The 25,457-nt window shown below is 60.1% G+C and carries 21 protein-coding genes and 1 riboswitch; of the genes, 8 read left to right on the top strand and 13 right to left on the bottom strand.

The genetic code is table 11. The features are described from left to right. Positions 1 to 94: 94 nt before the first annotated feature. On the top strand, positions 95 to 1,279 hold the full coding sequence (locus tag ACP7AJ_RS12525) for a putative sulfate/molybdate transporter (protein WP_426060547.1): 1,185 nt from the start codon (positions 95 to 97) through the stop codon (positions 1,277 to 1,279). 12 nt (positions 1,280 to 1,291) lie between these two features. On the opposite strand, the gene ACP7AJ_RS12520 is transcribed toward ACP7AJ_RS12525, so the two are convergent. The 7 genes from ACP7AJ_RS12520 to ACP7AJ_RS12490 form a co-directional block, all read right to left on the bottom strand. After that, positions 1,292 to 2,563, bottom strand: a complete 1,272-nt coding sequence (locus ACP7AJ_RS12520; RefSeq protein WP_426060546.1) for a leucine-rich repeat domain-containing protein — start codon at positions 2,561 to 2,563, stop codon at positions 1,292 to 1,294. Positions 2,564 to 2,595: 32 nt separating this feature from the next. Continuing rightward, positions 2,596 to 4,173 carry an MDR family MFS transporter gene (locus ACP7AJ_RS12515; protein ID WP_426060545.1) on the bottom strand — a complete coding sequence of 526 codons (1,578 nt, stop codon included), beginning with the start codon at positions 4,171 to 4,173 and terminating at the stop codon, positions 2,596 to 2,598. A gap of 117 nt (positions 4,174 to 4,290) precedes the next feature. After that, positions 4,291 to 5,520 (bottom strand): MFS transporter, encoded by a 1,230-nt coding sequence (locus ACP7AJ_RS12510; RefSeq protein ID WP_426060544.1) that lies wholly within the window; start codon positions 5,518 to 5,520, stop codon positions 4,291 to 4,293. A 236-nt stretch (positions 5,521 to 5,756) separates the two neighbouring features. Further along, complete coding sequence (locus ACP7AJ_RS12505; RefSeq protein WP_426060543.1) at positions 5,757 to 6,548, bottom strand: SDR family oxidoreductase; 792 nt, start codon at positions 6,546 to 6,548, stop codon at positions 5,757 to 5,759. Between the two features lie 3 nt (positions 6,549 to 6,551). Then, a complete protein-coding gene (locus tag ACP7AJ_RS12500) occupies positions 6,552 to 6,992 on the bottom strand; it encodes a cupin domain-containing protein (protein WP_426060542.1) in 441 nt (146 codons plus the stop codon). Positions 6,993 to 7,117: 125 nt separating this feature from the next. Then, entirely contained in the window at positions 7,118 to 8,278 is a 1,161-nt protein-coding gene (locus tag ACP7AJ_RS12495) for an MFS transporter (RefSeq protein ID WP_426060541.1), read from the bottom strand. A 276-nt stretch (positions 8,279 to 8,554) separates the two neighbouring features. Continuing rightward, positions 8,555 to 11,473 (bottom strand): response regulator, encoded by a 2,919-nt coding sequence (locus ACP7AJ_RS12490; RefSeq protein WP_426060540.1) that lies wholly within the window; start codon positions 11,471 to 11,473, stop codon positions 8,555 to 8,557. 266 nt (positions 11,474 to 11,739) lie between these two features. On the opposite strand from ACP7AJ_RS12490, the gene ACP7AJ_RS12485 reads away from it, so the two are divergent. Further along, positions 11,740 to 11,919 (top strand): hypothetical protein, encoded by a 180-nt coding sequence (locus tag ACP7AJ_RS12485; protein ID WP_426060539.1) that lies wholly within the window; start codon positions 11,740 to 11,742, stop codon positions 11,917 to 11,919. A 15-nt stretch (positions 11,920 to 11,934) separates the two neighbouring features. Continuing rightward, positions 11,935 to 12,102 carry a nuclear transport factor 2 family protein gene (locus ACP7AJ_RS12480; RefSeq protein ID WP_426060538.1) on the top strand — a complete coding sequence of 56 codons (168 nt, stop codon included), beginning with the start codon at positions 11,935 to 11,937 and terminating at the stop codon, positions 12,100 to 12,102. A gap of 42 nt (positions 12,103 to 12,144) precedes the next feature. Here ACP7AJ_RS12480 and ACP7AJ_RS12475 read toward each other — a convergent pair whose 3' ends face one another. Beyond that, positions 12,145 to 12,936 (bottom strand): alpha/beta fold hydrolase, encoded by a 792-nt coding sequence (locus ACP7AJ_RS12475; RefSeq protein WP_426060537.1) that lies wholly within the window; start codon positions 12,934 to 12,936, stop codon positions 12,145 to 12,147. A gap of 59 nt (positions 12,937 to 12,995) precedes the next feature. After that, positions 12,996 to 14,033: a GTP 3',8-cyclase MoaA gene (gene moaA / locus ACP7AJ_RS12470; RefSeq protein WP_426060536.1), complete on the bottom strand. Its 1,038-nt coding sequence runs from the start codon at positions 14,031 to 14,033 to the stop codon at positions 12,996 to 12,998. A 146-nt stretch (positions 14,034 to 14,179) separates the two neighbouring features. Between moaA and ACP7AJ_RS12465 the strand changes: the two genes are divergently transcribed. Both ACP7AJ_RS12465 and ACP7AJ_RS12460 read left to right on the top strand, forming a co-directional pair. After that, on the top strand, positions 14,180 to 14,422 hold the full coding sequence (locus ACP7AJ_RS12465; RefSeq protein ID WP_426060535.1) for a MoaD/ThiS family protein: 243 nt from the start codon (positions 14,180 to 14,182) through the stop codon (positions 14,420 to 14,422). Positions 14,423 to 14,561: 139 nt separating this feature from the next. Further along, positions 14,562 to 14,984, top strand: a complete 423-nt coding sequence (locus ACP7AJ_RS12460) for a molybdenum cofactor biosynthesis protein MoaE (protein WP_426060534.1) — start codon at positions 14,562 to 14,564, stop codon at positions 14,982 to 14,984. 81 nt (positions 14,985 to 15,065) lie between these two features. Here the strand turns inward: ACP7AJ_RS12460 and ACP7AJ_RS12455 are convergent, their stop codons facing one another. From ACP7AJ_RS12455 to moaC, 3 genes are all read right to left on the bottom strand, one after another. Beyond that, a complete protein-coding gene (locus tag ACP7AJ_RS12455) occupies positions 15,066 to 15,758 on the bottom strand; it encodes a porin family protein (protein ID WP_426060533.1) in 693 nt (230 codons plus the stop codon). Positions 15,759 to 16,043: 285 nt separating this feature from the next. Further along, complete coding sequence (locus ACP7AJ_RS12450; protein WP_426060532.1) at positions 16,044 to 17,180, bottom strand: NTP transferase domain-containing protein; 1,137 nt, start codon at positions 17,178 to 17,180, stop codon at positions 16,044 to 16,046. A gap of 71 nt (positions 17,181 to 17,251) precedes the next feature. Further along, positions 17,252 to 17,743: a cyclic pyranopterin monophosphate synthase MoaC gene (gene moaC / locus ACP7AJ_RS12445; protein WP_426060531.1), complete on the bottom strand. Its 492-nt coding sequence runs from the start codon at positions 17,741 to 17,743 to the stop codon at positions 17,252 to 17,254. A 198-nt stretch (positions 17,744 to 17,941) separates the two neighbouring features. Between moaC and ACP7AJ_RS12440 the strand changes: the two genes are divergently transcribed. Then, entirely contained in the window at positions 17,942 to 19,165 is a 1,224-nt protein-coding gene (locus tag ACP7AJ_RS12440; RefSeq protein ID WP_426060530.1) for a molybdopterin molybdotransferase MoeA, read from the top strand. Positions 19,166 to 19,256: 91 nt separating this feature from the next. Here ACP7AJ_RS12440 and ACP7AJ_RS12435 read toward each other — a convergent pair whose 3' ends face one another. Then, entirely contained in the window at positions 19,257 to 20,195 is a 939-nt protein-coding gene (locus tag ACP7AJ_RS12435) for an NADP-dependent oxidoreductase (protein WP_426060529.1), read from the bottom strand. A 218-nt stretch (positions 20,196 to 20,413) separates the two neighbouring features. Beyond that, positions 20,414 to 20,521: riboswitch (SAM riboswitch) on the top strand. Between the two features lie 72 nt (positions 20,522 to 20,593). Here ACP7AJ_RS12435 and metH point away from each other — a divergent pair. Beyond that, positions 20,594 to 24,286 carry a methionine synthase gene (metH, locus tag ACP7AJ_RS12430; protein WP_426060528.1) on the top strand — a complete coding sequence of 1,231 codons (3,693 nt, stop codon included), beginning with the start codon at positions 20,594 to 20,596 and terminating at the stop codon, positions 24,284 to 24,286. 83 nt (positions 24,287 to 24,369) lie between these two features. Continuing rightward, entirely contained in the window at positions 24,370 to 25,326 is a 957-nt protein-coding gene (metF, locus tag ACP7AJ_RS12425; protein ID WP_426060527.1) for a methylenetetrahydrofolate reductase [NAD(P)H], read from the top strand. The last annotated feature ends 131 nt before the right edge of the window (positions 25,327 to 25,457 follow it).

The following is a 25,457-nucleotide window of genomic DNA, read 5'->3' as shown; positions in this document are numbered from 1 at the left end:
ACTCTGCAGTTCGCGTCTCTACGCCTTCCACCAAACTCGAAATGCGCGGGGACGCGAACTGCAGAGTTCGCGCGGCTGCCCGACCTTTGCGCTTGTGGAACCCTCAACCCTGACCCAGGCCAAACCGCGCCCCGCCCCTACCCGCCCGCCCATTCGCTTCGACCGCAACGAGCTGGCCGGCGCCTTTGGCGACCTGGGCACCGACTTGCCGCTGCTCATCGGCGTCATTGCCGCCTCGGGTGTCGACAGCGCCGGGGTGCTCATTCTGTTCGGGCTGATGCAGGTGTTTTCGGGGCTGTGGTACCGCATGCCCATGCCCGTGCAGCCGCTCAAGGCCTTTGCCGCGCTGGTCATTGCCCAAAAGATTCCGGGCCGCGTCATCTTTGGGGGCGGGCTGGCTATTGGGGTCAGCATGTTTTTCCTGTCCGTAACGGGGCTGATTGATGCGCTGGCGCGGCTGGTGCCCAAGCCGGTGGTACGCGGCATTCAGTTTGGGCTGGCCCTGCAGCTGGCCACGCTGGCCCTGAAAGAATACGTGCCTGCCGATGGAGTGCCCGGCTTTGCGCTGGCAGCCGTGGCTTTTGTGCTGACGGTGGTGTTGCTGGGCAACCGGCGCTGGCCGGCCGCGCTGGTCGTTATTACCTTGGGCGCGGCGTACGCGCTGGTTTTCAAGCTCGATTTAGCTACGGCGCAGCGCGCCATCGGCCTGCACCTGCCCTCCTGGCACGTCCCCCAAACGGCCGATATCCTCACCGGGGCCGTGCTGCTAGCGCTGCCCCAGATTCCGCTATCGCTGGGCAACTCGGTGCTGGCCACCCGCCAGATTGCGGCCGATTACTTCCCTGAACGCAACCTCACGGTGCGCAAAATCAGCTTTACTTACTCTTTAATGAACCTGGTGAGCCCCTTTTTGGGTGGCTTTCCGGTGTGCCACGGCTCGGGTGGCATGGTAGGCCACTACACCTTTGGGGCCCGCACAGGCGGCTCGGTGGTGATATACGGCGGCTTGTTTTTGGTGCTGGGCTTGTTCTTCAGCCAGGGGTTTCAGCAAGTGGTGCAAATTTTTCCGCTGCCCATTCTGGGCGTGCTGCTGCTATTTGAGGCCCTGACGCTGGCTACACTACTACGCGACATCAGCGGGCGGCCCGCCGACTTGCTGGTGGCGCTGCTGGTGGGCCTGCTCTGCGCTGGGCTGCCCTATGGCTACTTGGTGGGGCTGGTGGTGGGCACAGCTATATATTATGCCATGCAGCGCGGCTGGGTGGGGCTGGGGAGGTAAAGACAAGCGGCTTTATTCTTTTTCAATATTCCAATCATTAAGCTTTGGCAAACGGGTCGTATCAAGTTGGTCAACGCCGCTATTCCACTCTAAATTAAGCTCTTGCAGCTTTCGCAACCGGTGCAACTCATAAAGCTGATGCTCCAGCCCTTTAATAGTGCCGTTGTCTTTCAAGCTCAGCGAACGTAGTTTTCCTAAATAGTAAAGTGCAGTAATGTCCTCCAATTGGTTTCGGCGTTTCACATTCCAGAATCCATCCAAGCTCAGTTTTTCCAGATTCACCAACTGCTGAATCTGGGTAGGAAGGAACCGCAAATTGGTATTATCGAGGCCAAGGACCCGCAAGCTAGTAATGGCATTAACCGCCATTGGGTAATGGTTCAAATTATTATCACCCAAATTCAACTTGTTTAGCTGCCGAAGTTGCGCCACCCTTGGCGGGATGCTGTCGAGTCGGTTCCATTCCAAATTCAGTTCCTGCAAGCTATCCAAGGCAAAGACTACTTCGGGAAATGTGGTAAGACGGTTATAACCCAAATCCAGCCTCTTAAGGCGCTTCAGTTTGCGCATGCTTTCCGGCAAACTTTCCAGGTGATTTAAATGGAGATTGAGTTCTTTTAAATTGTAAAGTTCGCCCAACCGTTGGTATAGAGTATCAAGCCCGGTGTCTTTCCCGTTTCGCTTATCATACTGAATGGCATAGGTGACAAGGTCTAACGACTTAACCTTCGCGGGCTCTTTTAATGCCAGCCGCAAGTCGTCGTATTTGCCTTTGTAGTCAACTTTTCGGTCCTGGAAATAAGTAGAATCGTTGCGGAACCACAGGATGTCCTCGACCAGTACAGCCAGCTTTCCTTTAGGGTCGGCATACTTAAGGCTTATTTTTAGTCGATGTCCGGTAGCAGTGGAGGCTAAACGGGTGATGGTTCCGGTAATTTTTTGACGGCTCTCGAAATACCAAGTGCCTTTCAGGTACCCGGAAACAGTAGCCGCCGTCCCCGGAATGGCTACAAGCTGCCCCGCTGGTAGGTCATCTAATGCTTTTATCTTAATGAACACCGAGTTATCGCTCCACACATCACTGTGATTCGGAATGTCGAAATATCTTTCGTAGTGAAACAGTAGATAGCGCCCAGTGTCAATTTCAACGCCGCCAATCAGCTCGGCACCACTGATAGCAGTCGCTGTGTTAGTGTAATGCCCGGCTCTCGTCGCGGGATGCAGGAGTCTGCATGCAGGCATGAACCACATCAGGAATAAGCCAGTGCAGAGGAATCGAAACATACTAGAAGGAGCTACCCAATTTTAGGGTCAAGTTACTCCGTCGGCGGTGGCGCCTCGGCATTGCTCTTGCGCAGGGGCAGCTCGGGCACAAACAGCGTCATCAGAAAGGCCCCCGATACCAACAAAATGTTGACGAGGTACACCCGCGAGATGGCTTTTGAAAACGCGGCCCGCATCAGCGGCGAAGCGGCGGCGCCATTGGTGGCTACCGGCAAGTCCGGTCCCTCGCCTATTACCCTTTCCTGCACCGGCGTTAGCGGAGGGGTGCCCGCGGCAGGCAGGTATTGCGCCAGCGTGAAGGTGAGCACCGCGCCCAGCACTGAGGCCGTAATGGCTCCGCCAATCTGCCGGAAAAACTGGCTGGCCGAGGTAGCCTGCCCCAGCAGGTGCGGCTCGATGGCGTTTTGAATGGCCAGCGTGTAGAGCGGCATGGTGGGCCCCAGCCCGATGCCGCACAGCAGCAAATAGCCCAGCACCTGATAGTAGCTCACGTTTTCGGGCATGGTGGCCAGCAACGAGAGCCCCCCGAGCAGCACCACAATGCCCGCCAGCATCCAGCGCTTGTAGTGACCAAAGCGCGACACCATTTGCCCGGCCAACAGCGAGCCCGCCACCACGCCCATGGAGAGCGGAATGAGGCTGACGCCCGCCCGGGTAGCCGACGCCCCGAGCACGTTCACCATAAACAGGGGCTCGAAAATGATGATGCCGAGAAAGGCACCACCCAGCAGAAACAACGCAGCGTTGGCGGTGCGAAAAACCGGATTTTTGAATAGGCTGAAATCGAGAATGGGATTTTCGTGGCGCAGGCTGCGAAACACAAAAGCGACCAGCGAGGTCACCGCTACGGCCAGCAAGCCCAGCGTAAAGGGGCTGCTCCAGCCGTACACGGCTTTGTTGAGCTGCAGGGCCATCACCAGCGGTACCAAGCCCAGCATCAGCAGCACGGCCGAGAGGTAGTCGAAGGGCTTGGGCTGGCTGCGCGGGCGCAGGGCGGGCATTTGCGTCAGAATAAACCACAGGGCCAGCAGGCCCAGCGGCAGGTTCACGTAGAACACTAGTCGCCAGCCTTCCACGCCCGGAATTAGGTTGCTGCCGTGGTCGGTAAGAAAGCCACCGAGGAAAGGCCCCAACACCGACGAAGTACCGAACACGGCGCCCGTAAAGCCCTGGTAGCGGCCGCGCTCGGCGGGCGGAAACAAGTCGGCAATGATGATGAAGGCCATGGCAAACAGCCCGGCGCCCCCCAGGCCCTGCACGGCCCGGAATATGACCAGCTGGTTCATGCCATCGCCGATAAGCGGCAGGGGTCCAAACTCGCCGGCCAGCCCGCAGAGCATCGAGCCGATGAGGAAAATGATGACGGCCGTCACCTCAATCTTGCGGCGCGAGTACATATCGGCCAGCTTGCCATATATGGGCACTAGCGCCGTGCTGGCCACCAAATAGGCCGTGGCCACCCACGTAAACCGCTCCAGGCCGTTCAGCTCGTCCACGATGCGCGGCAGGGCTGTGGAAACAATGGTTTGATCGAGCGCACCGAGAAACATGGCTAGCAGCACGCCGGCAAACGTGAGCATCTTCTGGCGCTGGGCAAGGGTATTCGGCAAAGCAGCGGGGGTAATGAGTTGAAAGTGCTTGGCGGCCCGCGCTTGCCGGGCTGCCCGCTGAGAAATGTCGGACTTCTCCTACTCGTACTTACCTAAACATGTTACTTGCAGGCTGCCTTATTCCGCAGCCACAGGCAAGGCGGCGGGCACCAGCGCCGCAGGAACTGCCGCGCCGATGCGGCGCACCACCAACAAACTAAGCAAGTTGCCGACCACGGCCATGTAGCCCACCCATTCGAAATGCAAGAGGCTGCCACCGGCGGTTTTAACCACAATGAGCCCGGCCAAGTAGGCTGCCGTGCCCGCCGCTAACTGCTGCACCGATGAGTTCAGGCTCATAAAGGAGCCGCGCTGCTGGGGCGGCACCACGCTCGTGGCCAAGGCCGTGGCCGGCACAAACCGCCCACTGACCGCAAACAGCAGCGCCGCCAAAAACAGCACCTGCGGCAGCGGCGCGGGCGTGAGCCGGGTGAGCACCAACATCACCGGCAGGGTGGCGAGCGTGAACAGCGTGAACACCGGAACTTTGCCGTAGCGGTCAGACAGCCGCCCTGCCAGCGGCGAGGTAACGAGCGTGACGGCCCCGCCCACCAGGTACACGTAGCTCAATTGCGCATTAGTGAAGCCCACGTTGCTTACCAAATAAGGACTCATAAAGGAAATAACGCTGAAATGCCCCAGCATCATCAGGGCCGTGAGCAGCAGGGCGAAGCGCACCGATGAGTTGCGGAACAGCCCGAATACCGCCGCGGCCCGCTCGCCAAACGGCACCGCCCGGGGTCCGATGTGCCCGCGCATGTCAGGCATCACGAAATAGATAACCGCCCAAATAATCAAGCTCAGCCCGCCCAATACGAGGAAGGGCAGGTGCCAGGAGAAGTGGCTGGCCAAGTACAGGCCCAGCGGCACGCCCACCACCGAAGCCACCGAAAACGCTCCCATCACAATGCCAATGGCCTGCCCCCGGCGACTTTCAGGCACCGCGTCGCCTACGGTGGCCAGCACCAGCGAGCCCAGCACCCCACCAAATGCTCCGGTGAGCACCCGCGCCGCCACCAGCCAGCCGTAGCCTGGCGCCAGGGCGCACGCCACTGTGCCCAAGCCAAAGCCCAAGTACAGGGCCAATAGCGCCGTTTTACGGTTGAAGCGGTCTAGGAAAAAGGCCGCTGCCAAGCCCGTAGTCCCCGCACTAAAAGTATAAGCCGAGATAACCATCCCAAACTGCCTGGGGCTAATGCCGAGCTGCGGCATCAACTGCGGTCCCAGCGGCATCATGATAACAAAGTCCAGGATGTTGGTGAACTGCACGGCCGCGAGCAGGTATAGCAGCAATTTCTCTTGTTTCATAGCGGTGCCCGTGTGAGCATAAATAGCAGCAATAACCGGATGGCCACGGACTTGTTGGGTGGCAGAATGTGAATACCCCAACACGGTCATGCTGAGCGCAGCCGAAGCACCTCGCGTGCAGTAGTAAACCAATTGACAGGATTACTACCACACGCGAGGTGCTTCGGCTGCGCTCAGCATGACGTTGTTCGTTCATCAACTGAACCGTTTTCCGCAAGTCTTCTATTCCAACGCCCTTACAGCAGCGAGCGAATCCAGCCGCCATCTACGGCAATCGAGCTGCCGGTGATGTAACTGGCGCGCTCGGAGCACAAAAAAGCCGCCAACGCCGCAAATTCGCGGGGCTCGCCCAGGCGCCGCATCGGGATTTCGGCCTCCCAGCGGGCAGTTGCGTCAGCGGCCGAAATGCCGTCGCGGGCGGCCACGGTATCGGCCAAGCTCACCACGCGCTCGGTGCGGGTGTAGCCTGGCAGAATGTTGTTGACGGTGATGCCAAATGGGGCTACTTCGTTGGCCAGCGTGCGGGCCATGCCGGTCACGGCAGCCCGCAGGCTATTTGAGAGCAGCAGGTTATCTACTGGCTGCTTGGCCGCAATGGACGTCACGTTGAGAATGCGGCCCCAGCCCCGCTCCTTCATGCCGGGCAGCACGGCGCGCGTGAGCTCCACCACGCTGGTAAGCAGCAGGTGCGTGGCCGACTCCCACATTTCGCGGCTCAGGGTGTCGAAAGTGCCGGCGGGTGGCCCGCCGGCATTCGTGACGAGGATATCGACGCGCCCGAACCGGTTCATGGCGGCCTGCACCACGCGGGCCACGTCGGCGGGGTCGGCTACATTAGCCGCCACGCCGAGCACGGGCACGCCGTGGGCTGCCGTGATGGCGGCGCAGGCTTCCTGCAGCGCTTCATCGCCGCGGGCGCAGAGCACCAGCGAGGCCCCTTCGGCAGCCAGTTCTTCGGCCACAGCGCGGCCCAGGCCCTTGCTGGCGGCGGCCACCAGGGCAATTTTTCCTTTTAATCCGAGGTCCATGGGCTATTTCTTGCGCAGGTAGTCGTCGGACTTGTCCAACCAGTCCTGGCGGGGCGGGCTGAAGATATCCACGTCGAGCGTGTCTTCAATGGCTTCGGCCTTATGGGGCACATTGGAGGGAATGTGGAGCACCTCGCCCACTCCCACCACAATCGGCTCGGCATCTTCCGAACCTATCCAGAAGCGCAGGGCGCCTTCCAGGATATAGGTAATCTGCTCGTTTTCGTGCTGGTGCAGGGGCACGATGCAGCCTTTTTTCAGATAAACGTGGGCCAGCATCACTTTATCGCCGGTGATGAGGCGGCGCGAGAGCTGGTCCGACAGCTGCTCTTTCGGCATGTCTTCCCAGCGGTACTGGGTTACTTGTTGGGTGTCTTCCATGTGATTGGGATGGGTTTTGGTTGTTTGGATTGTAGGCAGGATTTCGGCGCTCAAGAACGTCATGCTGAGCTTGTCGAAGCATCTCTACTGCGATACTAACTCAAATGTTAGGATTACTCACGCGGTAGAGATGCTTCGGCAAGCTTAGCATAAAGGTCATTATTCTTTGGCCGCCCAGCTATGCTCACCTACACCCGCACCCGACTCGCTACCGCCGATACGCACAAGCCCATAAACGCAATAAACACAAACGACACCCGCAGGCTGGTGGCTCCCGCTACCAGCCCAATCACCGGCGGCCCCAGCAGAAACCCCAGAAACCCAATGGTCGATACCGAAGCCAGGGCCATGCCGGCCGACATATGAGTTGACCGGCCCGCGGCGCTGTACACCAGCGGCACCACCGCCGACGTGCCAAACCCCACCAGCAGAAAGCCAAACACCGCCGTGCCCAGCGTAGGCAGCAGCACAGCAATGGCCAGGCCCGTAGCCGTGAGCAGGCCGCACAGTTGAATCACGCGCCGGGCACCCAGTCGTTCGGCCAGTTTATCGGCCCCGAAACGACCCAGGGCCATGGTGCTCATGAATGCCGTGTATCCCGCTCCCACCCAGTCCTTATCGGCCTGAATCACCTTTTTGAAGTACACGCCGCTCCAGTCGAACATGGCGCCCTCGCAAATGAGGGCGCAAAAAGCAATGGCGCCCAGGCCCAGCAGCTCCTTATCGGGCTTAACGAAAATGGGCTGGTTGGGGTCGACGTTAGAATCTTGGCGCACGGTGTAGCCGGCGCTCACCACCAAGCCAGTGCCAATGAAGAGCGCAATCAGCAGGAAGTGCACGCCCGGGGGCACGGCCCGCCCTATCATAAACGAGCCGATGGCAGCGGCTACAAAGCCCGCCAGGCTCCACAGCCCGTGAAAGGAAGCCATGATGGGCTTGTGCTTGTACAACCGCTCCACCCCCACGGCCTGGGTATTCACCGAAATATTGGTTAGGTTGCCGCCCACGCCAAACAGCATCAGGCACGGCAGCAACTGGTAGAGGCTGCTTGCCCAGCCCAGGCCCACCAGGGCCACCGCGTAGAGCACCACTCCCCAAATCACCACCTTGCGGCTGCCTTCTTTGGCCACCAGCCACCCGGTAACGGGCAATGAGAGCAGCTGGCCGATGGGCAGCGCCAGCAGCACCAGGCCCAGCTGCGCTTCGGAAATGCCCATGCGTTGCTGGATGCTGGGAATGCGCGAGGCCCAGCTGGCAAAGCACAAGCCCAACAGAAAAAACAAGGCACCCACGGCCACTCGATGGGCTTTCCGGGAGATGGGCCGGGCAGTTGCAGTCAACGAAACCATAATTCACTATCCTCAGCGCGGCGAGCAACGCCCGGCGCCGGAGCCACAAAAATACAAGCTCCCCCAACGCCCGCCGGCGGCAGGAAGTTGCTGCCCCAGAGGCCTCGCCCCATTTTTATGTATTCAGCTTCGATTCGCTGCTCGCAAAGGCGCCGTCTCTAACGGGTAATGGGCTAATGGGCGCAGACATAAAACTGCGTTCATTAGCCCATTACCTGATTCTATGCGCCCGCCCGGCCAAAAAGCGCTGGCTGCCTGCTGAGTATCGGCACCGACTTAGTGGAGGTGTAGCTTGTGTTGCAAATCCGACTTGATTTGAGTGGTTATCTCACGCAGGAGCAGTGCCAAGGCTTCCACCAGCGGCGGCAGGGCCACGGCGTCGAAGCCGCCTCCCCACTGGTCGAGGGCTTCTACCGGGGCCAGCATGTGCAGGGCACCGAGATGCACGAGGCTCGGCCGCAGGGTATGCGCCGCGGTTTTTAGCAGCGTTATGTCGCTGTCGTTCAGGCCCTGGCTCAGCTGCTCAATGGCTTCTTCGCAACTTTCTACAAAAGTTTGCAGCATGAAATCGACAAATGACTCGTCGCCCTGACCTGCTTTCAGCAGTTCGCCCACATGATACAGCTTGGCCTTGGCAGCCGGTGCAGCTTGCAGCACCAAGGGCAGCACAGCTGCCGCCGGGGCAACGGCCTGTCCCTGTGGCAGCACCCACTTGCTGAGCATTCTCAGCAGCTCTTCTTCTTTAAAAGGCTTGGTGAGGTAATCGTTCATGCCCGCCACCAGGCACTTTTCGCGCTCCCCGTTGATGGCATTGGCGGTGAGGGCCACAATGGGCGTAGTCAGGGCGAGCTGCTGGCGCAGGAGGGCTGCGGCGGCGTATCCGTCCATCACCGGCATCTGAATGTCCATCAAAATGAGGTCGAAGCGGTGTTGCTGGGCTAGCTGCACGGCCATGACGCCGTGCTCAGCCTCGACTACCTGCACGTGGGCATGGCTCATGAAGGTCTTGGCAATCTGGCGGTTGAACCGGTTGTCTTCCACCAGCAGCACCTGCTTGTTGCGCAGGCCCTGGCGAACGGGGCTATCGGGCGGCAACACCTCTTTGGGCGGCAGGTCGTGGGCCGAGCCCACGGCCAGGTGCAGCACAAAGCGCATCAGCGTGCCCTTATTTTTTTCGCTTTCCAGCTCCACGTCGCTGCCCATGAGCTGCAGCAGGTTGCGCGAAATACTAAGCCCCAGCCCCGTGCCGCCAAACTTGCGGGTAACGGACGAGTCTTCCTGGCTGAATTCCTGAAAGATTTTCTTCACGAACTCCGGGTCGATGCCCACGCCCGTGTCCGTCACCTCAAACACCACGTCGCCGCTGCCCGGGTCGGGGCCAGCCACAAACTCGCAGGAAATGCTCACGCATCCGCTCTCCGTGAACTTGATGGCGTTGCCGGCCAGGTTCAGCAGCACCTGCCGGATGCGGTAGGGGTCGCCGAGAAATACATCGGGCACACCGGGCGCCACCCGGGCGTCCAGGCACAGGCTTTTTTCTTCGGCCTTGTAGCGCAGCGTTTGCTCTATCTCGCTTAGCAGCTGCCGGGCGTCGAAGCCCATCCGCTCCAGCTTCATCTTGCCAGCCTCCAGCTTCGAGAGGTCGAGAATGTCATTGATGATGACCAGCAAGTGCTCGGCCGAGGTGGTAATGGCCTGCCGGTAGCTGTCTTGGTCGGGCGCCAGGGGTGTTTTGGCCAGCAGCTGGCTCATGCCCAGAATGGCGTTCATCGGCGTGCGAATCTCGTGGCTCATGTTGGCCATGAAAATCTCGCGGGCCCGCACGGCCGACTCGGCCGCCACCTTGGCGTGGCGCAGGGCCTGCTCGGTTATCACGCGCTCGGTGATGTCGATGCCGTAGGCCACAATCAGGTGCAGGCTGCCGTCGGGGTGGAACACGGGCTGCAGGCACCGGTATTGGTAGCGGGGGCCGTCGGGGTGGACGGAGTTTTCCTCGAACGTGACCAGCTGGCGCTGCTGGGCGGCTTGATTGAGGTGCAGCTCTCGTTCCTGAGCAAGGGACAGCGGAAGGTTGTAGCGGGCGCAGTAGTCGTAGTTGTCTTTGCCCACTATCCATTCACGGGCGGCGGGGTCTTCTATACTGCTGGTGTTGACAAACAGAAAGCGGAACTGGGCATCGAACACGGCGACGTCGCAGGGCATCTGGTTGAGTGTAAATTCATAGAACGAGCGCTGCTTGGCCAGCTTTTGCTCTATTTGCCAGCTTTGGGTGATGTCGGTACCGGTGCCCACCACCATGCGCAGGGAGCCATCGGTCGCAAACACGGGGATGCACTGCCGCAGCATGCGCCGGGGGCCGTTGGGCGAGGGCAGGGTTTCTTCCCAGCTGACTTCGGCGCGCGACTTCACTGCCTGCTGAAACCCCTGGCGGCGCTTCACGGCCAGCTCCACCGGCCGGTTGCGGTGGGCGCAGTACTCAAAGTCGTCCTTGCCCACTACCCAGGCCCGCAGAGCGGGGTCGGAGAAGCATTGGGCGTTGATAAATTGATAGCGGTGGTCGGCGTCGAAAGCCGCCACTTCCACCTTCAGGTTGTTGAGAATGGTCTGGTAGAAGTCCTGCTGGTCGGCCAGGCGCTGCTCCAGGGCTTTGGACAGGGCCTGGTAGTGGGCCGTGCGCTGGTGCTGTTTGGTTACGTCGCGGTAGCTTACCAAGTGGTGCTCCATGTGGCGCTGGTCTTCGTCGTTGAGCACGAGATAGTCGCGCTCAAGTACCCGCCCATCTAACAAAATGAACTCCTCGTTCCAGGCAGCCTGGCCGGTCACCGTGACGGCGGTGGGCCGGGTCAGCGAGCCCGCCGGGTCCTGAAAGTGCTTCTTGATGGCAGCCGCAATGTCCAGGGGCTGGTTGGCTTGATCTTCGCCAGCCGGGGGCGGCACCAAGCCAAACAAATCGCGACACCCGGCATTGGTCGTCAGGGGCTGGCCGTCGCTATTGGTGAGCACCACGGCCCCGGGCAGCGCATTTACCAGCGCGGTAAAAAGAGCTTTCTGCGACCGAATTTCGGCCTGCGCTTCGGCCAGGGCCCGTTGTAATTCTGCAATTTGCTCTTCCGCTGAAGCCTCTGCAATTCCCTGTACTTCGGGGGGAGTGTTCAGCTTAGTAACGGAAATAATTGATGGGTAGATAAGGGTCATAGACTAAAAAAAATACCAATAGAGAATCATAGCAAAGATATTACCGTAGGCAGATACATTAGACTTAAATAGTTGATATTATACCCAGAATAAATGAGAACTACTTTATAAAAATTAGCCACTGCAGCAAGCATCAGCATATACTGCAATTACTTGAAGCTCCGGCTTGCTGTGCCCTGAAGTTCTGAATCCCGGCTAGCCTCTAAGCAGCAGACGCGTTTGCTGCCGGTGGGCATTATTGTAATTGTTCACTCTTCTGCTTCCTTATGAACCAGCCTGACCGCAACAAGCAAGCAGCCGTTGTTTTTTACGAACTAATGTTCAACGACTGCAAGCCCGCCGAAGCGCTGGCCCAATACGCCGGCGATGAATACACGCAGCACAACCCGCACGTGCTCGATGGAAAGCAGAGATTTATTGAATATTTCCTACGAATGCAGGCCTAATACCCCGGCAAGCGCGTGCGGGTGGTGCGCGCCGTGGCCGAGGGCGACCTCGTGGTGGTGCACTGCCAACAAAGCTGGCCCGGCGACCACGACTACGGCGGAATGGACATCTTCCGCTTCGATGCCAACGGCAAAATAGTGGAGCACTGGGACGTGCTGCAAGTAGTGCCGGACGCCGCGTAGCACGGCAACGGCATGTTGTAAGGACAGACTCCGGGCTGTATTTTACAGCAGCCTAGCCAGTTCGCGCTGGTACAGGGAGTTGTCGGTCATGCCGTTGTGCCCTTCCCCCGGCAGCACAATCAGCTGGTCTTCGGGCTTGAGCAATGCCTTTAGCTTCAGCGAAGACTCGTAGTAAATCACTTCGTCCTGGTCGCCGTGGAACAGCACCACGGGCGCTTTCACCTGCTTGATAAGTTCGTTGGTGGGCAAGGGATAACGCACCAAAAAGCCCGGCACAAACGGGTAGAGGTGCGTGGCCAGGTCGCGCAGGCTGAAATACGGTGCCTGCAGAATCAATAGCTTCGGGCGTTGCTGCGCAGCCAGCCAGGTGGCCGGGCCGGTGCCCACGGAGTAGCCCAGTATCACGGTCTGGCTTTCGGGGTATTCCGGGAGCAGGTGCTGGTAGGCGGTTTGTACATCACTCAAGAGCTGCTGCTGGCTGGTGATTTTGCCCTCGCTTTTGCCGTAGCCCCGGTAGTCGAGCATGAACACGTGGTAGCCCAGGCGGGTGTAGGTGTCCGCGGCCTCGCCCCAGCTATCGAGGGCGCCGCCGTTGCCATGCAGGTAGAACACCAACCCTTTGGACTGGGGCGCCCGAAACAGCAGGCCGTGCAGACGGGGCCCGTCCGGGGTAGGAATCCAGCGCTCCTCAAAGTCCCCCGAGAACCGAAATTCATAGTCGGCCCGCAGCTGGTTGGGGAAAAACAGGAGGCTTTCTTGCTTGAAGTACAGCACGCAGCACAAGGCCACGTAGAGCACCAGAACGATGCTGAAAACGAGGAGCAGAGCTTTCATGAGCGAAGGGCTAGTAACCGATGCCGGTCTCCGCAAGTACGGTGCTCCTCGATACTTGGCTACCCGCCAATAGTGGCCATGCTCTCGAAGCTGAGCTGGTGCAGGGGCCGCTGCCGCTCGGCCTCAAAGCCGTTGGCGGCCCGGTAGCGGAACGCCGTGGAGAGCGCCGTCGTGATTTCGGCATCGCTGGCGCCACCGCGCAGCAAGGCACGCACATCGAGCACGCCCTGGTCGTAGAGGCAGGTTTTGATACCGCCTTCGGCCGTGAGGCGCAGGCGGTTGCAAGTGCCGCAGAAGGTGCGCGAATACGCCGCAATGATGCCCACGCGCCCCTTGTGCCCGGCAATGGTATAGTCTGACGCCGTGGCGCCGGCCGCCAGGGCCACGGGCGTTAGGGCGCCGAAATGCTCCTCCAGGTGCTGGCGAATGCGCACGTGGTTCCAGGGCAGCGAGGCCGGGCCGGCTTCGTGGCTGCCACCGTTGAAAGGCATCTCTTCGATAAAGCGCACATCTACGGGCAGCGAACGGCTGAGGTCGGCCAGCGGAATGAGGTCGTTGATGTTCTGCCCGTCCATCACCACGGCATTTATTTTCACCTGAATACCAGCCTCCAGCAGCGCATAGAAAGTATCCATAACACGCGGCAGCTCGTCGCGCCGCGTGATGCTGGCGAAACGGGCGCGGTCCAGGGTATCGAGGCTGAGGTTGACGGCTTTTACGCCCAATCGGGCCAGGTCGGGCACATGCGGGGCGGTGAGTACGCCATTGGTGGTCAGGCTAATGTCGTTGATGCCGGGCAGCTGGGCCAAGCGCTCCATGAAGGGCACCAGGTCGCGCCGCACAAACGGCTCGCCACCGGTCAGGCGCACCTTGCGCACGCCCAGCGCGGCCAGCAGGCCGGTGAGGCGAAGCATCTCCTCGTAGCTGAGCAGGGCGTGCTTGGGCATGTACTTGATGCCTTCTTCGGGCATGCAGTAGAAGCAGCGCAGGTTACAGCGGTCCGTCACGGCCAAGCGCAGGTACTCTAGCGGCCGGCCGTGCTGGTCGTAAAGAGTGGAAGCCCCGCCGGTGGCCGCAGATGGAACAGTTGATAGCACGTTTATCACCAAATTTGTAGGGCTGTACGTAAGACAGCCGGCTTGCGCTAAACCCTCAAGGACCCAAAGGTGTTCAAGTGCCGAACGCAGCAATGGCTTCGAAAGCCTGATTGCACCGGTTTTCGCTCAAAATTTACGCCGAAGATATGTCTTTAAAAGTCTCCCTATACGGCATTACCCGCGACATCGTGGGCACGTCTGTCATTGAACTGCCAGCCCCCGCCCCCGCCACAGTAGGCGAACTACTGATTGAAATGCGTCGGCAGTACCCTGCCCTGGGCGAGCTACGCAGTTGCGCTGTGGCCGTGAATAATGAATATGCGGGCAACGACCAGCCCCTGCACACGGTCGACGAAATTGCACTTATTCCACCGGTAGCCGGCGGCTGATTGTCAGTTAGCAATTAACATTTAACCTTGACCAATGAACGGTCAGCCATGAGATTCGGGCAACTCATGGCCGATTGAACTCCTGTTAACTGCTGATTGCTGAATTGCCCATTGTTAAATGCTAAACGCTGATTATTAGTTGACTCCCCACCTCGCCATCACCGACCAACCCATAGACGTGGCCGCCGCCCTGGCCGCCGTGCAAACCGATGCCGCGGGCGCCGTTAACGCCTTCATCGGTACGGTGCGCAACCAATCGGGCGGCCGCCCGGTGCGCCGCCTGCACTATGAATCCTACGACAGCATGGCCCTCACCCAACTCGGCCACGTGGTGGCCCAGGCTGTGGAGCGCTGGCCCATGCTACAGGAAGTGGCCGTGGTGCACCGCAAAGGCACCCTGGAGCTTGGCGACGTGGCCGTGGTAGTGGCCGTGGCCACGCCCCACCGTGCCGAAAGCTTCGCCGCCTGCCAGTTTATTATCGACACGCTTAAGCAGGTGGTGACGATTTGGAAGCGCGAGGAATACGAGGACGGCACGGAGTGGGTGGCGGCGCATCCGTAGCACGGCTAGAAACAATAAAAAGCCCGGTTCCTGCGCAGGAACCGGGCTTTTTCAGTGAAGCTACCTTGACAGCAAGCAACTTTACTTACTGCCGATGAGGTAGCCGAGCGAGAGCTGGAACGCCGAGTGGCGGGCGTTTTTCAGGTCGCCATTGAAGTAGGTGTTGTTGTCGCTCTTCACAAAGTCGCTGAAGGCGCCGGTGTAGCGCAGGCTCAGGCTCAGGCCGCTGTTGGCCTGGTAGCCGACGCCGGCCACGTAGCCCAGCTCGTTGCGGTTGAGGCCGCTCACGTCGCGCTTGTTTTGAGACTCGCTGGTAGTAGGCGAGCCACCCAGGGCGGGCGTGGTGGTAACTTTGGTTTCGTCGTTGGCGCTGAGCAGGTAGGAGTACTGCGGACCGGCTTCGGCAATAAAGCCGCCAGCGTTGATTTTCAGCAGCAGCGGCACGTCGATGTAATTATAATTCACATTGCCTTCGCGCTTCTGCTTGGCGCCCAGCAAGCCGGTGTATTCGGTGGGCTTGTTTTCGAATCCCTTTTGCGAGTAAAGCACTTCGGGCTGCACCGAGAGGAAGCCATCGGCCAGCACGGGGATGTTGACCATTACGCCGCCCAGAAAGCCAACTTTGTTATTGAAAGTGTTTTCGTTTTTGACATTACCGGCCAGGTTAGAGTAGTTGGCACCGGCACGCAAACCCAAACGAACGTCCTGGGCCTGGGCCGAGGAGATGGCCGCCATGGCAAGCAGGGAGGCGACAAAGAATGCAGACTTTTTCATGGGAGTTAAGAGAGTGAATAAGATACTCGGGCCTGCCCCACTCGAAAAGTGTGCCAACCTGCACAGTAATGGAACTTTTAAGCGGCGGCAAGTTGTACGCACGCTCAAAAAAAGACGAATCAGGGCAATACCAAATAGGTTTTCAAAGACTTAGGATATTACGATTTGTTGAGGCAACATCCTTCCTGATTTGGCAGGCTAGCTCGCGGCTCGGGGCATCTGCGTCGGCTGGCCGGGCCAGAGCAGCGGCATTGCGCTGCCCTGGCGTTGGCACGTAGGCTCTCGCTAGCCGGCTTTCAGCTCCTGCGTCGCCGCTTCGCGCTCCTCGGGCGTGTTCACGTTGCGCAGCTCCTCGGGCACGGGCGGAGCCAGCAGCTCGATATCGGAATTAATCAGCGTCTTGCGGGGGCAGGAATACCCAAGTGCCAAAAAGCGCAACAGCTGCCCGTAGCTGCGCGGCTCCCAGATGGTTACGAGCGGCTCGGGAAAGTCATTCCAGGGGCTTTTGAGGGCCGTAGCTGCTCTGGCCGGCTGCCGGTTGGCCACCAGAAACTCCAGCGTGGTGCGCGTAAGGAAGGGCAGGTCGCAGGCCAGCACCAGCCACGCCGCGTTGGGGTCGGCCTGAAAAGCGGATAGCACGCCGCCCAACGGGCCGAGGTTCAGAAAGGTATCGGGCAGGGCTTTCAGGCCGGCGGGCAGGTTGGCGGCTTGGTCGGGACGGACGGACACGCGCACGTCGGGGCAAAACTCGCCGAGCAGCGCAGCGGTGTGCTGGCGCTGGTCGAGGCGGTGGTAGTGCAAGGCACCTTTGTCGGTTTGCATGCGCTCGCTGCGGCCCCCGGCCAGCACTAGGCCGCGCAGCACCGGCGCAGCCCGCAAATACCACTGACGAATGAACGAGGCCACGGCGGCCGTGTCGGCCAGGCGCAGAACGGGCGGCAGCGGGGCCTCGCTCAGGTGCTGGGCCAGCACGGCGGGCAGGTCGGTCTGGCCTTCGGCCAGCAGGATGAGGCGCACGTCGGTGAGGCGGTCAAGCTTTTTGTCGAGCGGTTTGCGCGGGTCCACAATCACGACCTGCTGGCGGGCCCGGAAGTGGTTGCCGTTCACCAGCACCACGCTTTCGTGGGCCAGCAGCTCGGGCTGGGTGAAGCGGTCGAGGGCGCGGGTAAGATTGAGTTGGCGGTAAGTTATTTTATCCACCAGCTCGGCCGAAAGCCCGTTTTCGGACACGTAGGGAGTAGGGCGGCCCGTGGTTTCGGGCGCCGCGTCAGCAGTTGCGGCATCGCCACTGGCGTGGTCGGCATCCACGTAAGCCACGCGCAGAGCGGGTGATAAGTGCGGCAGTAGCTGGGCCACCAAGGCCTGAATATCACCGCAGGGGGCGCCCAGAATGGCTAATTCATGCCGGCCAAACTCTCCCATATCGGGCCGAGCAAGTGCAGCGTGTTTGGTACGTTTTACGCTCGAGATTCTATGACTGTCCATGGCGGAATTTACAAATTTTCGGCACGATGAAAGTCCTGCTTGCCACCGGTTTTTTCCACAAGCTGCACGCTATCGATGGTAATGTCGTGCGAAAAGGCCTTGCACATGTCGTAGATGGTGAGGGCGGCCACGGTGGCGCCGGTTAGGGCTTCCATCTCCACGCCAGTGCGGCCTGTGACTATGGCCGTGCACTCCACGCGCAGGGCGTCGGGGCCGTCGGGCTCGATGGTGACTTTGCAATCATCGAGCCCCAGCGGGTGGCACAGCGGAATGAGCTCCGAGGTACGCTTGGCGCCCATAATGCCCGCCAGGATGGCCGTATGAATAACCGGGCCTTTGTGCGAAGGCATTTCGCCGGCCTGCACGCGGGCCATCAAGTCGGCGCCGAGCACAACGCGGCAGCGGGCGCGAGCCACGCGGCGAGTGGGTGGTTTGGCCCCCACATCGACCATGGTGGGCTGATTGGCGGCGTTGACGTGGGTAAAATTCTTGGTTAGCATAGAGTGTAGAGACGCATATTTGTGCCTAATCGTTGAACGAATAGCTCGTATAACAGCAACTGCGGTCACAAGGGTATTGATAGCTAACTCCTGCCACAGATTGTTTGACAAAAAAGAGCATCAGCAGCAGCTGTGCTTTTGCCTGTCACATCGTTCAGCGAAGACGCAAATATGCGTCTCTACTTTTTTTTGCGCCTTATGCTCACCGTTACCGAAGCCTTTGCCCGCGTGCTCGCCACCGCCTGCCCGCTCCCCCCAGAAACGGTGCCCTTGCCCCAAGCAGCCGGACGCGTCCTAGCTGAAAGCCTCACAGCTGACCGCGATTTTCCGCCCTTTAGTCGGGTGGCCATGGATGGCATCGCTGTGGTGCACGCCGCCTGGGCGGGCGGCCAGACGGAATTCGCCATCGAGCACACCCAATACGCCGGCGCACCGCCCCAGCCTCTGCTCAATGCTCAGGCGGCTGTGGAAGTGATGACCGGCGCGGTGCTGCCGCCCGGCACCGACGTGGTGATTCGCTACGAGGATATTCAGCTGGAAAATAACCGCGCCACCATTCAAATTCCACCGCCCAATGCCCCCGGCGTCAACATTCACCGCCAAGCCGCCGACCGGCGCTTGGGCGATGTGTTACTCGCGCCCGGCACCCGCCTGGGCCCCGCCGAGCTGGCCGTGGCCGCCACCATCGGCGCGGCCGAAATAAGCGTAACCCGCGCCGCCCGAGTGGCCGTCGTAAGCACCGGCGATGAACTGGTGGGCATCAGCGAAACGCCCTTGCCGCACCAGATTCGACGTTCCAACGCCTATGCGCTCCAGGCCTTGTTTGCTCAAGCCGGCGCCGAGGTGGCCCTGTTTCACCTCACCGATGAGCTGGCCTCCTTGCGCCAGGTCCTGGCCAATATTCTGGGCGCCGGCTTTGATGCGGTGGTGCTGAGCGGCGCCGTGAGCAAGGGCCGCGCCGACCACCTGCCTGGCCTGCTGCGCGAGCTGGAAGTGGTCGAAATCTTCCACGAAGTAAACCAGCGCCCTGGCAAGCCCATGTGGTTTGGGGCGCGGGCGGCGGGGCCGGTGGTGTTTGGCCTGCCCGGCAACCCGGTTTCGACCTTTCTGACGGCCTGCCGGTACGTGCGGCCCTGGCTGTGCGCCTGCATGCAGCCCACCGCTGCCGCAAAAACCGGCGCGGCGATTGATGCCCCCGCGCCGGCGGTGCTCACCGTTGACATTGTTTTTAAGCCCCAGCTGGCTCATTTTGTGCCCGTGCGGCTTACAGTGGATGCGGAAGGGCGGCGCCTGGCCACTCCCTTACGAGTAGGTGGCTCTGGAGATTTGGCAGGGCTCGTGGGCGCTACCGCCTTTTTGGAGCTGCCACCGGAGCCAGTGGAGTTTCCGGCAGGCAGCGTTTGGCCGACTTGGTCGCTGTAGCGCCTGCAAATGGGCAGAATCACTGCCGATTTGCAGGCGCTATGTAAATGGAGCAGCGACACGTTTTTTGGCACCAATAAACAGCTGGCTGCTACGGCACAATAACGATTTTGCCCGTGGTGTGGTGCGTGTCAATCTGAGTGAATGCCTCAGCCGTCTGGTCCAGCGAGTATGTCTGGCTCACGTTCACTCTCAGCTTGTCGGCATCGGCTAGTTCGCGCAACGCATCCAGCTGCACGGCGTTGGGCTCGACAAAAACGTAGTGAAACCGGATGCCGGCGTCCAGTCCCTGGCCGTTGTGCAGAATGGAAACCAGGGCACCGCCCGGCTTCAGCGCCGATAAACTCTGCGTGAGCGTTTCGCCGCTGATGCAATCATAAATCAGGTCTACGCCAGCGGGCACCAACGCTTTCACAGCCTCGCCCACGGCACCTTGCTTGTAATCGACAGTGAAATCAGCACCCAGCTCTTTCATGTAGGCGAAATTCTTCTCGCTGGCTACCGCTACCACCGTTGCGCCCTGGTGCTTGGCCAGTTGAATGGCGAAGCTACCCACCCCACCTGAGGCGCCTAGGATGAGCACGGTTTGGCCGGCTTGCAGCTGGCCAGCATCAAACAACGACTGGTAGGCCGTGAGACCGGCCAGCGGAATACCAGCCGCCTGCTCCCAGCTCAGGCTGCTGGGGCGCCGCGCCAGGTAGCTTTCGGGCAGCACCAGGTATTCGGCAAAGGTGCCGTGCTGTACTGTGGGGCGGCGGGCGTAGGCATATACTTCATCGCCCACGGCAAAGCGGCGGGCGCTGTGGCCCCTCTCTTCTACCACGCCGGCTACGTCCCAACCCGGAACCAGGGGGAATTCATAGGGAAGTATTTGCTGCAGATACCCGGCCCGAATTGCCGAGTCGACAGGGTTGACACCGGCTGCTTTTACCCGTACCAGTACTTCTCCCTCTCTTACCTCGGGAACGTCGAGGTTATTTATCTGGATTTTATCCACTCCGCCAAACTCTGTATAGAAGGCAGCTTTCATTTGTTTTACCATGGTTGGTATTGCTTCAACCTTGTTTACAAAAAACCAAAAAAGAACGTCATGCTGCGCTACGTTCTATACGCGTTGCATGACTGCTGAATACTTTATTCAGGGACAAACCCTTGTATAGGCAAGCTTGTACTAAACTGCTATCGGGCCCTTAGGTTGCGAAGGTGCACCATGCGAATTCGCGGAAGCGGCTGTATCTTCGTCCTACGCTGCTATCCAGAAAGACCGAGGGACCGGGCCCGATGACGTCTTGGCAACCTACCTAGAGTAGGTGCCAACTCCCGTTTCACCTCCTTTTGGGTGAAAGAAGATGACAGCCGGAACCGAACAGCACTGTTCGGGTTTCTTTCTGGATACGCGCTACTTGCCCGTTACTCAATCCGAAAGAAATGCCCACTGCCATCCTTGCCGCTCCTTCTCCTCTTCCCGACCTGCTCCGCCAGCGCCTGCTGATTCTCGACGGCGCCATGGGCACCATGATACAGCGCCACCCGCTGACCGAGGAAGACTTTCGCGGTACCCGGTTCGCTGACCACCCCAAGCCGCTGCGGGGCAACAACGACCTGCTCAGCCTCACGCGGCCGGACATCATTAAGGGCATCCACGCCGAGTACTTCGCCGCCGGGGCCGACATGGTGGAAACCAATACCTTCTCGGGTACCACCATCGCGCAGGCAGACTACGGGCTGGAGCACGTGGTATATGAGTTGAACTACGAGTCGGCGCGCTTGGCGCGTGAAGCGGCTGACGAGTACTCTACCCCCGATAAGCCGCGCTTTGTGGCCGGCGCCGTGGGCCCCACCAACCGCACCGCATCGCTCTCGCCCGACGTGAACCGCCCCGGTTTCCGCGCCGTGACCTTCGACGAATTGGCCACCGCCTACCTGGAGCAAGTGCGTGGCCTTGTGGACGGCGGCGTGGACACGCTGCTCATCGAAACCATCTTCGACACGCTGAACGCCAAGGCGGCACTTTATGCCGTGCAGAAGTTTTTCGACGAAGGCGGCCGCCAGGTGCCGCTCATGATTTCCGGCACCATCACCGATGCCTCGGGCCGCACGCTGTCGGGCCAGACGGTGGAAGCCTTCTGGAACTCCATCAGCCACCTGCCACTGCTGAGCGTGGGCCTGAACTGCGCCCTCGGCGCCAACCAGCTCAAACAGTACGTGGAAGAGCTCAGCCGCATTTCCGACGTGCACATTTCGGCTTACCCTAATGCCGGTTTGCCCAATGCGTTTGGCGGCTACGATGAGTCGGCGCAGGAATTTGCGGCGTTGGTCGAAGATTATTTGAAGGACGGCATTGTGACGGTGGTAGGCGGCTGTTGTGGTACCACGCCCCAGCACATTGCCGAGCTCAGCAAGCTGGCCGAGCGGTACCAGCCGCGCCCACTGCCAACCGAAATTCCGCGGGCCACGCACCTGAGCGGCTTGGAGCCCTTTGCCATCAAGCCCGAAAGCTTGTTTGTAAACGTGGGCGAGCGCTGCAACGTGACCGGCTCCCGTGCCTTCGCCCGGCTCATCCGCACCGGTGCCTACGAGGAAGCACTGGCCGTGGCCCGCGTGCAAGTGGAGGAAGGCGCCCAGGTACTCGACATCAACATGGACGAAGGCATGCTCGACTCTGAGCAGGCCATGACCACTTTCCTGCACCTCATTGCCTCGGAGCCCGATATTTCGCGGGTGCCGCTGATGATAGACTCCTCAAAATGGAGCGTGCTGGAAGCGGGCCTGAAGTGCGTGCAGGGCAAAAGCATTGTCAATTCCATCTCGCTGAAAGAAGGGCCGGAGGTGTTTTTGCAGCGGGCCCGCACGGTGCGCCAGTACGGCGCGGCCATGGTGGTGATGGCCTTCGACGAGGACGGCCAGGCCGACACGCTCGAGCGCCGCAAGGAAATCTGCCAGCGCAGCTATGACCTGCTGATGAGCATCGACTTTCCGGCCACGGACATCATTTTTGACCCCAACATCCTCATCGTCGGTACCGGCATGGAGGAGCACCGCAACTACGCCATCGACTTTATTGAGTCGGTGCGCTGGATTAAGCAGAATCTGCCCGGCGCGCTCACCAGCGGCGGCGTGTCGAACATTTCGTTCTCCTTCCGCGGCAACGACGTGGTGCGCGAGGCTATGCACGCGGCCTTTCTGTACCACGCCATCCAAGCGGGGCTGGACATGGGCATTGTGAACCCCAACCAGCTCGCGGTATACGACGAAGTGCCCAAAGACCTGCTGGAGTTGGTAGAAGACGTGCTCCTCAACCGCCGCCCAGATGCTACCGAGCGCCTGCTGGAATTTGCCGAAACCGTGAAGCAAAAAGGCAAGGTGGAAGTAGTGGCCGACGCCTGGCGCAGCCTGCCCGTGCAGGAGCGACTGTCGCACGCGCTGGTAAAAGGCATCACTGAATTTATTGACGAAGACACTGAAGCCGCCCGCCAGGAGCTGGACCGCCCGCTGGATGTGATTGAAGGCCCGCTGATGGCCGGCATGAACGTGGTGGGCGACCTGTTTGGTGCCGGCAAAATGTTTCTGCCGCAGGTGGTGAAATCTGCCCGCGTGATGAAGAAAGCCGTGGCTTACCTCGAGCCCTACCTGTTGGCTGACAAGCGCGGCGCCGACCGACAGACCGCCGGCAAAATCCTGATGGCGACGGTGAAAGGCGACGTGCACGACATCGGCAAAAACATTGTGGGCGTGGTGTTGGCCTGCAACAACTTCGACATTGTGGACCTCGGCGTGATGGTGCCGCTCGAAAAGATTCTCGACGAAGCCCAAGCTCAGAACGTGGACGTTATCGGCCTCTCCGGCCTCATCACGCCCTCGCTCGATGAGATGGTGTATGTAGCCCAGGCCATGGAAAAGCGTGGCATGAAAGTACCCCTGCTTATTGGTGGCGCCACCACCTCGCGCCTGCACACGGCCGTGAAAATTGCCCCGGCCTACAGCGGGGCCGTGGTGCACGTCAACGACGCCTCGCGCAGCGTGGGCGTAGCCGCCGGCCTGCTCGGCTCGGGCGAGGCCGCTTACGCTGAAACGGTGGCGGCCGACTACGCCGCCCTGCGCGCCGACTACGCCAGCCGCCAGCGCGACAAAAACTACCTCACCATCGAGGCTGCCCGCGAAAACGGGTTCAAAGCCGACTGGGCCACCACGCCCATCACCAAGCCCACCTTCCTGGGCACCAAACTGCTGGAAGATTACGACCTCGCCGAGCTGGCCGAGTACATCGACTGGACGCCCTTCTTCCACACTTGGGAATTGAAAGGCCGCTACCCTCGCATTCTTACCGACGAGAACTTGGGCGAAGCCGCTACCAAGCTGTTCGAAGACGCCCAGGCCATGCTCAAGCGTATCATCGACGAGAAACTGCTCACGGCCCGCGCCGTGCTGGGCTTCTGGCCGGCCAACACCGTGGGCCACGACACCATCGAAATCTACGCCGACGACCACCGCGACACCGTAGCCACTGAGTTTTACACGCTGCGGCAGCAAGGCGAGAAAGGGCCCGGCATCCGCAACATTGCTTTCTCCGACTTCCTGGCGCCGAAGGACTCCGGCCGGGCTGACTACATGGGCGGGTTTGCCGTCACGGCCGGCATCGGCATCGAGAAGCTGCTGGAGAAATTTGAAGCCGACCACGACGACTATTCCAGCATCATGGTGAAGGCCCTGGCCGACCGCCTGGCTGAGGCCTTTGCCGAGCGCCTACACGAGCGGGTGCGCCGCGAGTTCTGGGGCTATGCGCCCGAAGAGCACCTCACCGGCGACGACCTCATTCAGGAGAAATACCGCGGCGTGCGCCCTGCGCCCGGCTACCCCGGCTGCCCCGACCACACCGAGAAAATTACGCTATTCCAACTGCTGGATGCCGAAGGCAAAACCGGCATCACCCTCACCGAAAACCTGGCCATGTACCCGGCCTCCTCGGTGAGCGGCATGTACTACGCGCACCCCGATGCGCGCTACTTCGGTCTCGGCCGAATTGGCGTGGACCAAGTAGCTGACATTGCCCGACGCAAGGGCGTGGAGTTGCCCGAGCTGGAGCGCTGGCTGATGCCTAATCTCAATTACGAACCGAAGTAGCGCAGACTTTTAGTCCGCGTCTGAATCCCACAGAATATCTGCCTAACGCCCCATGCACGGACTAAAAGTTCGCGCTACTATCCATGAAAGTTACCGAACACCTAACTCGCGCCGACGGCAAAACGCTGTTTTCCTTTGAGGTGCTGCCGCCCAAAAAGGGCGAAAACATCCACACGCTGTTCTCGAACATTGAGCCGCTCATGGAGTTCAAGCCACCCTTCATCGACGTGACCTATCACCGCGAGGAATACGTGTACCGCCAGCATCCCAACGGCCTGCTGGAGAAGAAAACCGTGCGCCGCCGGCCGGGCACGGTGGGCATCTGCGCGGCCATCAAAAACCGTTTCGACGTGGACACCGTGCCCCACCTTATCTGTGGGGGCTTCACGAAAGAGGAAACTGAAAATGCGCTGATTGACCTTCACTTCCTGGGCATCGACTCGGTACTGGCCCTGCGTGGCGACCCCATCAAATCGGAGGGCGTGTTTAAGCCCGAGCCGGACGGCCATGCCTATGCCTGCGACCTCATCGGGCAGGTGGCGAACCTAAACAAGGGCGAATACCTCGACCAGGAACAGGACGACGTGTGGGCCACCAACTTCTGCATTGGTACAGCCGGCTACCCCGAAAAGCACTTCGAGGCGCCCAACTACAATGCCGACATCCGCTACCTCCGCCACAAGGTGGACCGTGGGGCCGACTACATCGTGACCCAGATGTTCTTCGACAACGAGGAGTTTTTTCGCTTCGAAAAGCTGTGCCGTGCGGCGGGCATCAACGTGCCCATCATTCCAGGCCTCAAGCCGCTGACTACTAAGTCGCAGCTCACCATGCTGCCGCGCGCCTTCTACCTCAATCTACCCGAAGCCTTGGTAGAGGCAGTGAGCCAATGCCGCGACAACGATGCCGTGCGCACCGTGGGCATTGAGTGGTGCCTGAACCAAAGCCGCGAGCTTATGGCCTACGGCGTGCCCTGCCTGCACTACTATTCCATGGGTAAGTCGGAGAGCATCCGGCGGGTGGCCAAAGAGCTGTTTTAGTCAGTTAATAGTTATCAATTAGCCTTTAATACTCGTAGAGTAGGTCATGCGCACACAGTATTTATGCTGTGTGCTAATGCTTTATTAACCCAGGTGTTAATTGCTAACTGTTAAATATCAAATGCCCTCGA

This window comes from Hymenobacter sp. B1770, assembly GCF_049896385.1.
In the GTDB taxonomy this organism is placed as follows: Bacteria; Bacteroidota; Bacteroidia; order Cytophagales; family Hymenobacteraceae; genus Hymenobacter.
The sequence above is the reverse complement of the archived record's forward strand: the minus strand, read 5'-3'. Positions and strand labels throughout refer to the sequence as shown.